We start from the raw sequence: 7687 nt of genomic DNA, 5'->3' as shown, positions 1-7687 counted from the left end.
TCTCTGTCTCGTCCTTTGCACCGATCTCCGTCATGGATTTTACCAGGCCTGCAATTCCCTGAATCTCGGACGGAATAATGATCTTCGTAGCCCTGCCGTCTGCCGCCTTTTCAAAAGCTTCCAGGCTCTTCATGGTAAGGACTGCCTCATCTGCTCCCGCTTCCTTCAGAAGACGGATACCTTCTGCATTTGCCTTCTGGACTTTAAGGATGGCCTCTGCCTGACCTTCTGCTTCCTTGATCATCTTCTCGCGCTCTGCTTCTGCCCGCAGAATTGCTGCCTGCTTCTCTGCCTCAGCATCCAGGATTACAGATTCCTTCTGTCCTTCTGCCACAAGGATGGTTGACTTCTTCTCACCCTCTGCCCGGAGGATCGCCTCACGGCGCTCACGCTCTGCCTTCATCTGTTTCTCCATGGCATCCTGAATAGCTGCCGGAGGGATGATGTTCTTAAGCTCCACACGGTTCACCTTGATTCCCCACGGATCCGTTGCCACATCCAGGGATGCCCGCATCTTCGTATTGATCGTCTCTCTGGAAGTCAGTGTCTGATCCAGCTCCAGATCACCGATAATGTTACGCAGTGTCGTCGCCGTCAGATTCTCAATAGCCATGATCGGATTTGCCACCCCGTAGCAGAACAGCTTCGGGTCTGTAATCTGGTAGAACACTACCGTATCAATCCGCATCGTTACATTATCCTTGGTAATAACCGGCTGTGGTGCAAAATCCACAACCTGTTCCTTCAGATCCACTTTTCTTGCCACACGCTCAATAAACGGAATCTTAAAATGAATTCCAACACCCCATGTTGCCTGGTACGCACCCAGTCTCTCCACAACCAGCGCTTTTGCCTGCTGTACAACCTTCACACAGGAAACGAGTACCAGTATCACAAAAATAAGAAACAGAATTCCAATTATTTTCCACAACATACTTAGACCTCCTTCGCTCTCACAATCAACTTTACGCCCTGGATTCCATCAATCACAACTACCATGTTCTTTTTAATAAATCCTTCCGGATCATCGGTCTTTGCCGACCATTCCTGTCCGTTCACCTCCACAAGCCCCCGTGCATGAAGGGTATCCACATCCTCCAGCACCAGCGCCTGCTGCCCGATCAGACTCTCGGCGTTTGTTTTCTGCCTTTCTTTATTAAAATACTTTAACGCGATAGGCCGGGTCATCACAAGAAGCAGTACCGACACTATAAGGAACACAATAATCTGAACTGTCGTTCCAAACCCGATGATGCCCATAACAAATGCCACCAGTGCTCCTCCGGCAAACCAGATAGTGGTAAGTCCCATGGTGCAGATCTCAATGATCAGCAGTACCACAAATAAAATCAGCCAATACATTGTTTCCATATGCTTCCCCCTTTTTTATTCCAGTACGCCTTACTGAAATATTAGTATTTCCTGTCTTTATCTTACTATACTTCCATTATTTTCACAACCAGAGTTTTTGCCGCAAAATCCCGCACATTAATTTCTCCTCTGTCGTCCCGCTTCAAACATAAGCACCGTCGCCGCTATAGCAGCATTCAGAGATTCCACCTCTCCCATCATGGGAATCAGAATATATTCATCCGCAAGCTCTGCGACCTCATCCCGGAGTCCATTTCCTTCATTTCCAATAAAAAATGCACTCGCCTCCCGGTAATCCGGTCCGTCATAGTCTCTTTTCCCTTTTAAATGTGCAGCGTAAGTCTGAACCCCCGCTGCCTTCATCTGCCGAATGACATCCGTAATATCCTGCACATACCAGAAAGGCATCCGAAATACAGAACCCATGGTGGAACGGATGGTCTTCGGGTTATAAATGTCCACACACTCCCGACTCATAATGATTCCGGTCACGCCTGCCGCTTCCGCCGTCCGCAGGATGGTGCCCAGGTTCCCCGGATCCTGCAGGTTATCCAACACCAGGATCAGAGGTTTTCGTTCCCCAGGTGCGGAAACACTCCAGGCCTCCGATACGGGAATTTCACGACTCCTCTGCCTCACTATGCACAGAACCCCCTGGGGTGTCCTGGTATCCGATACGTGTTCAAATACAGAATCCGTCAGAATCTCCGGCCGTATATGGCTCTTCGCACACATGTCATCTACCGTTTTCTTTTCCTTCCTGTAAAATGATTCCGACACATATACTTCCATCAGGTCATCCCCGGGAACCTCCCGGAACATCCGGATTCCTTCCACCAGGAAAACCCCTTCCTCATCCCGGAGCTTTCTCTTCTTCCGGAGATTCGTCAGTCTTTTTACCCGCTGGTTCGCTGTACTTGTAATCAATGTGTCCCCTCCTCTATCTCTTCTGCAGTTTCTGCAGCGCCAGATTGCTGCCTACAAGAATCAGAATGATATCATCCTTTAAGGTCTCATCCGGATCCGGATTCAGCTCCACATCACCCTCATCAATGTATCCGACGACGCTCACCTCGTGCTGTTTTCTGACCTCCAGCTGGCGCAGCGTCTTTCCAACCCATTTTTTCGGAATCTCCGTTTCAATCATGCTGTAATCCGGTGAAAGGGTAATCCAGTCCGCAAACTCGGTCGATACCAGATTCTTTGCCACACGGGCTCCCATCTCTCTCTCCGGGTACACGATAGCATCTGCACCGATTTTCATTAATATTGCCGCGTGCCTTTTGTCATTTGCCTTGGCCAGTATATATGGAGCACCTTCTTCCTTCACCAGAAGCGTCGCCATAATACTGCTTTCTCTGTTCTCAGATACCGCGATAATTACGCCATCCATATTCCGCACCCCCAGGGTCCGTATAAATTCTGCCTCATCAATATCTCCCTTCACCGCATAGGAGACCATATCAGCAATTTTCTGTACCCGCTCCATATTATTGTCTGCCGCGATCACATCACAACCCAGATTCTGCAGCGTTAACGCAACGCTGGTTCCAAAGTTTCCCAATCCCAGAACTGCATACTGTTTCTTTGCCATCTCTTATCCTCCAATTATTCCAAACTTTATGATATTGGTGTCAAAAGCCCCCAACTATCCAACCATGATTCGTCGCTCCGGCAGCTCCCTGATCTTATCTCTCGAATGTGCGATTCCTCCGAATAACAATGCCAGGGATATCGGACCGATTCTTCCGATATACATCATTATCATAATCACCATCTGACTTGCCCGGCAGAGATTTCCTGTCAGATCCGCCGTCAGTCCTACGGTTCCGACTGCGGATACCGTCTCATAAAGCACCCGGATAAAATCCACATCCGGCTCCAGCGCAGATACTGCCAGCGTTCCTGCAAACAGCACCGTCATGGCAAACATAACGACCGCCAGACCCATCCGGATATTTGCCGCAGCGATCTTTCGTCCAAAACATTCTGTATCCTCTCCACCGCGCGCAAGGCTGATACTTGTAAGTACCAGCATGGCAAATGTGGTCGTCTTAATTCCTCCGGCTGTTCCTCCCGGGGAGCCTCCAATGAACATCAAAAGGCAGGCAAAAACCTTGGATTCCGTCTGTAATGCTGCCTGGGATACTGTGGCAAATCCCGCCGTCCTTGTAGTGACCGACTGAAATAAAGCCGCCATGATTTTTTCACCGACATTCAGATTACCCATGGTTCCCGGATTATGATATTCCGCCAGTAAAAAATTGACCATTCCGACAATGATCAGAATTAATGTGGTCACAATCGCAATCTTGGAATGAAGGCGCAGTCTGGTGAACCACCATCTTCTCGGAACCTGATTCTCCATAATCCTTTTTCCGTTGTTCAGCACATCTGCCCAGACCGTAAAACCGATACCACTCACGATAACCAGAAGAATGGTGGTGATATTTATAATCGGATTATCCACATACCGCATAAAACTGTCATTTCCCAGTATATCGATTCCCGCATTACAAAATGCAGAAACCGAATGGAATACCGCATACCATATTCCTTTTATCGGACCAAACTCAGGCACGAACTGAAATGCGTACAAGAGTGCACCGATTCCTTCCACAACGAAAGTTCCTTTCAGAACCCGGATGACCATGGATACCATACCTCCCGGTGCTTCCATATTGTAGCTTTCCTGTATTACAATACGCTCCCTGACCGTAATCCGTCTCTTCAGAATAAGAAAAAACGCTGTCACACACGCAACGATTCCCAATCCTCCAATCTGAATCAGCAACAGTAAAATAATCTGTCCCAGAATTGTAAACTGAGCGGCAGGTGTAACCGTCACAAGTCCGGTCACGCAGACTGCCGTCGTAGCTGTGAACAACGCATCCATAAATGCAATTGGCCGGGTGTTACAGACAGGAAGCCACAAAAGAATAGCCCCTGTCAGTATTACACCCAAAAAGCCGAGTGCCAGTATTTTCATTGTATTCCATCTGATATTTCTTTTTTTCATTCCATCACACTTTAAACCGGTAACCTACACCCCATATCGTTTCGATATACTGCGGATTCGATGTATCCAGCTCAATCTTCTCCCGAATCTTTTTTATATGCACCGTTACCGTTGCGATATCACCGATGGATTCCATATCCCAGATCTCACTGAACAGTTCATCCTTCGTATACACATGGTTTGGATGGCTGGCCAGAAATGTCAGCAGATCAAATTCCTTCGTTGTAAATGGCCTCTCTTCTCCATTGACCCATACCCTTCTCGCTGTTGTATCGATCTTCAGACCACGAATCTCGATCACCTTATTCGCCTCAACAGCGCTTCCGATCAGGCGCTCATATCTGGCAAGGTGAGCCTTCACCCGCGCCACCAGCTCGCTGGGGCTGAACGGCTTCGTCATATAATCGTCTGCTCCAAGGCCCAGTCCCCGAATCTTATCAATATCATCCTTTTTCGCTGACACCATGATAATCGGTGTATTCTTCTCACTGCGCACCTGCCGGCAGATCTCAAATCCATCTACTCCCGGCAGCATCAGATCTAGAATAACCAGATTATAATCCTCTTTCAGAGCCTTTTCAAGTCCTGTCTGTCCGTCATTCGCCACCTCTACATCAAATCCGCTTAATTCCAGATAATCTTTCTCCAGATCTGCAATCGCTTCTTCATCTTCTACAATTAATATTTTACTCATGAACCGGTACCTCCTGATATTTTCTGAGGACAAAATACATGGTCGTTCCGGTACCCTCCCGGCTGGTCGCCCATATCTTGCCTCCATGCTCCTCAATAATCTTCTTTACAATAGATAATCCTATACCGCTTCCGCCCTTGGATGAATTGCGGGAAGCATCGGTGCGGTAGAACCGGTCAAAAATATTCGTCAGATCCCTGGCTGCAATTCCTTTTCCGTTATCCTCCAGCTCCACCTGAATAAAATCTCCCACGTCCTTCACACGAAGATTGATCTTTCCTTTCGGTTTATCCATATATTTTACAGAGTTGTTAATGATATTATTGATGACCCGCTTAATCTGCTCGGCATCCGCAATAACCTTCACATCTCCCTCTACATAGTTAAAATATCCAAATTCCACATTTCTGGATTCCAGCTCCAGAGCAACCTCCTCCGCACAGTCATCGAAGTATGCATTTACAGAGATCGTATTAAAATTATACGGAATACGATTCGTGTCGATCTTGGAGTAAAAAGTCAGTTCATTGATCAGCGTATCCATCTCACTGGCTTTATTATAAATCGTCCGGATGTATTTGTCCATCTTCTCCGGTGTATCTGCTACACCATCCATGATTCCTTCGGCATATCCCTTAATGGTCGTCACCGGCGTCTTCAGATCGTGGGAAATATTACTGATCAGCTCCCGGTTCTCTTTATCAAATACCATCTTCTCTTCCGCACTTTCCTTCAGGCGCTTCCGCATTTCCTCAAAATCCTGACACAGCCTTCCAAGTTCATCATCTTTTTCCGGCTTCATCTCGAAGTCCAGGTTGCCTTCCTTGATGCTCTTTACACCTTCCTGAATCTTGGCAATGGGCTGTACCACACCGCGGTAGATCCAGAAAATCAGAACACATGCCGTCAGTACCAGCACGAAAATGACTACGCCGATGATATCCACCGCAAATTCCTGAATCTCCGGGATGGCGTTGCTCACATCTGTGACAATGAACGCACTTCCATGGGCACCATCCTTATACAGGAAGTCAATCTGCTTCACCAGAGCCTGTGCATCTCCCCCCAGATACATTCCATTCAGGGATGTGGTATCGGTCTCCCCATAATCCGGGAGCTGGGAAATGACGCTCTGAGCCTCTTCCATATCCGTTCCCGAATAGGTGATCACCTGCTCCTTACGCACCAGAAGATAAGATTTCTTACCCACCAGTTTCTTATTGAAACTTTCCAGATAGGCAGCATCTTCCAGTGAATCTGTATCTGTACGCACCGTCGTCTTCAACTCATGATAAGGCTTTTCCGTAAGCTGCCCCAGCACCTTCACCGGGTTTGCCAGACTTTCCACCGTGGTATCCGAAATCTCATAGGTCTTCTCAATGGAGCTGATCTGATACCGGCCCATCAGAACAATACATAAACTTGTTAAAATAATCGGCAATGTAATTACCGTCACGAATGCAACAATCAAACGGGTCTTGAACTTCATAGCCGCCTCCTTCGGATTTTCCTTCGTAAATCACTATTTTCAGTATACCACTATTTTCAGTTCTTCTCACCAAAGCGAATATAAACAATTATAAAAATTTTGTGAACTACTCGGTAATTGAATTACCAAGCATCTGATATGCGCTCCTTGCGGAGCGTAGATTCAGGGTGCGTCCATAACACCTTTACTGCTACCTATTTCAGGTTACACAGCTACTTTTATTACTTCTACCTGATTTAGCCCGGATACGGGCATAATGATCCTTTTACAGGATATATCCCCATATTTTCTCAGGATATTATACGCTCCTACAGCATCAGCATTATATATCTGCTTTTCTTTCACATATAGCCCGCGGTATCTACGGCTCTTTTTCTGCGCATATTCTTTCGATACTTTCTCAGATGTAGGAGGACATTGGCTGCTGTATCCCTCCTCCTGTCTGATAAGACTGATCCCTCGCATATGCAGTTTATATTCCAACATATGATATATTTTTTCATACGGAAGACCATGCAGTTTCTGATTCGTCTTTTTTCCAAGGTTGCTCCCTTTTCTGATCCCTTTTATATCCCCGATCACGACGCTATGGATCCCATTCTTCTTACAATATTCAGCAATATAATTGGTCATCTTATGCAGATAATCCTTCACACTGTTTTTCTTTTTCTCATACAATCCCAGGATATGCCTGGAAGGTTTCGGATACCTGACCCCTGATGAAGCCTGTACCCTTCCCCATTGTGACTGGACTCTTGCAATCTCTTTGTCATATCTTTGTGTAATCTGGAGATATTTCCGTCCAACTATAAAGCATTTCCCCCTGTTATCATAGCAGGTCATAAGATTATGGAGCCCCACATCAATCGAAAGATATCGACCATTATCTTCCAGTCTTTCGACTTCCGGAATTTCAAAAATGACGATCACTCCGCTTGTTCCATCTTTCCCGGGAGGATAGAGTCTGATCTGCTTTATATGATCCATGTCCCGGAAAATCTTATTTTCCAGATAAAGATAGTTTTCATGGATATCATACTCCGATTTCATATATCCTTTCAGCTGTTTTGAAAGGCTAAGCCTTACTTTCTCCGATCCCTTTTCATGGGCGATA

The 7687-nt window shown here is 46.5% G+C and carries 8 protein-coding genes; all 8 read right to left on the bottom strand.

The genetic code is table 11. The features are described 5' to 3' along the window. On the bottom strand, window positions 1-934 hold a 934-nt coding region (locus ACQRCC_RS15290), incomplete at its 3' end, for an SPFH domain-containing protein (RefSeq protein WP_427851606.1). Between the two features lie 2 nt (window positions 935-936). Beyond that, window positions 937-1371 carry an NfeD family protein gene (locus ACQRCC_RS15285; protein WP_427851605.1) on the bottom strand — a complete coding sequence of 145 codons (435 nt, stop codon included), beginning with the start codon at window positions 1369-1371 and terminating at the stop codon, window positions 937-939. Window positions 1372-1488: 117 nt separating this feature from the next. Continuing rightward, window positions 1489-2298 (bottom strand): TrmH family RNA methyltransferase, encoded by an 810-nt coding sequence (locus ACQRCC_RS15280; protein WP_427851604.1) that lies wholly within the window; start codon window positions 2296-2298, stop codon window positions 1489-1491. Window positions 2299-2311: 13 nt separating this feature from the next. Next, window positions 2312-2965, bottom strand: a complete 654-nt coding sequence (locus ACQRCC_RS15275) for a potassium channel family protein (protein WP_427851603.1) — start codon at window positions 2963-2965, stop codon at window positions 2312-2314. Between the two features lie 54 nt (window positions 2966-3019). Then, window positions 3020-4390 carry a TrkH family potassium uptake protein gene (locus tag ACQRCC_RS15270; protein ID WP_427851602.1) on the bottom strand — a complete coding sequence of 457 codons (1371 nt, stop codon included), beginning with the start codon at window positions 4388-4390 and terminating at the stop codon, window positions 3020-3022. A 4-nt stretch (window positions 4391-4394) separates the two neighbouring features. Further along, window positions 4395-5084 carry a response regulator transcription factor gene (locus tag ACQRCC_RS15265; RefSeq protein ID WP_427851601.1) on the bottom strand — a complete coding sequence of 230 codons (690 nt, stop codon included), beginning with the start codon at window positions 5082-5084 and terminating at the stop codon, window positions 4395-4397. Continuing rightward, a complete protein-coding gene (locus ACQRCC_RS15260) occupies window positions 5077-6573 on the bottom strand; it encodes a HAMP domain-containing sensor histidine kinase (protein ID WP_427851600.1) in 1497 nt (498 codons plus the stop codon). Before ACQRCC_RS15260 ends, ACQRCC_RS15265 begins: the two co-directional genes overlap by 8 nt. Before the next feature lie 204 nt (window positions 6574-6777). Further along, window positions 6778-7687 (bottom strand): RNA-guided endonuclease TnpB family protein (locus ACQRCC_RS15255; RefSeq protein ID WP_427851599.1); only part of this gene is annotated, 910 nt, incomplete at its 5' end.

Origin of the sequence: Sporofaciens sp. SGI.106 (genome assembly GCF_050314255.1) — a bacterium.
Lineage (GTDB): Bacteria > Bacillota > Clostridia > Lachnospirales > Lachnospiraceae > Claveliimonas.
This window is presented reverse-complemented; position numbering and strand designations above follow the sequence as displayed.

Bases quoted from the DNA above. Each gene is read 5' to 3' on its own strand.
- ACQRCC_RS15285 (WP_427851605.1), bottom strand. From the start codon at position 1,371: ATGGAAACAATGTATTGGCTGATTTTATTTGTGGTACTGCTGATCATT.
- ACQRCC_RS15270 (WP_427851602.1), bottom strand. From the start codon at position 4,390: ATGAAAAAAAGAAATATCAGATGGAATACAATGAAAATACTGGCACTC.
- ACQRCC_RS15265 (WP_427851601.1), bottom strand. From the start codon at position 5,084: ATGAGTAAAATATTAATTGTAGAAGATGAAGAAGCGATTGCAGATCTG.
- ACQRCC_RS15275 (WP_427851603.1), bottom strand. From the start codon at position 2,965: ATGGCAAAGAAACAGTATGCAGTTCTGGGATTGGGAAACTTTGGAACC.
- ACQRCC_RS15260 (WP_427851600.1), bottom strand. From the start codon at position 6,573: ATGAAGTTCAAGACCCGTTTGATTGTTGCATTCGTGACGGTAATTACA.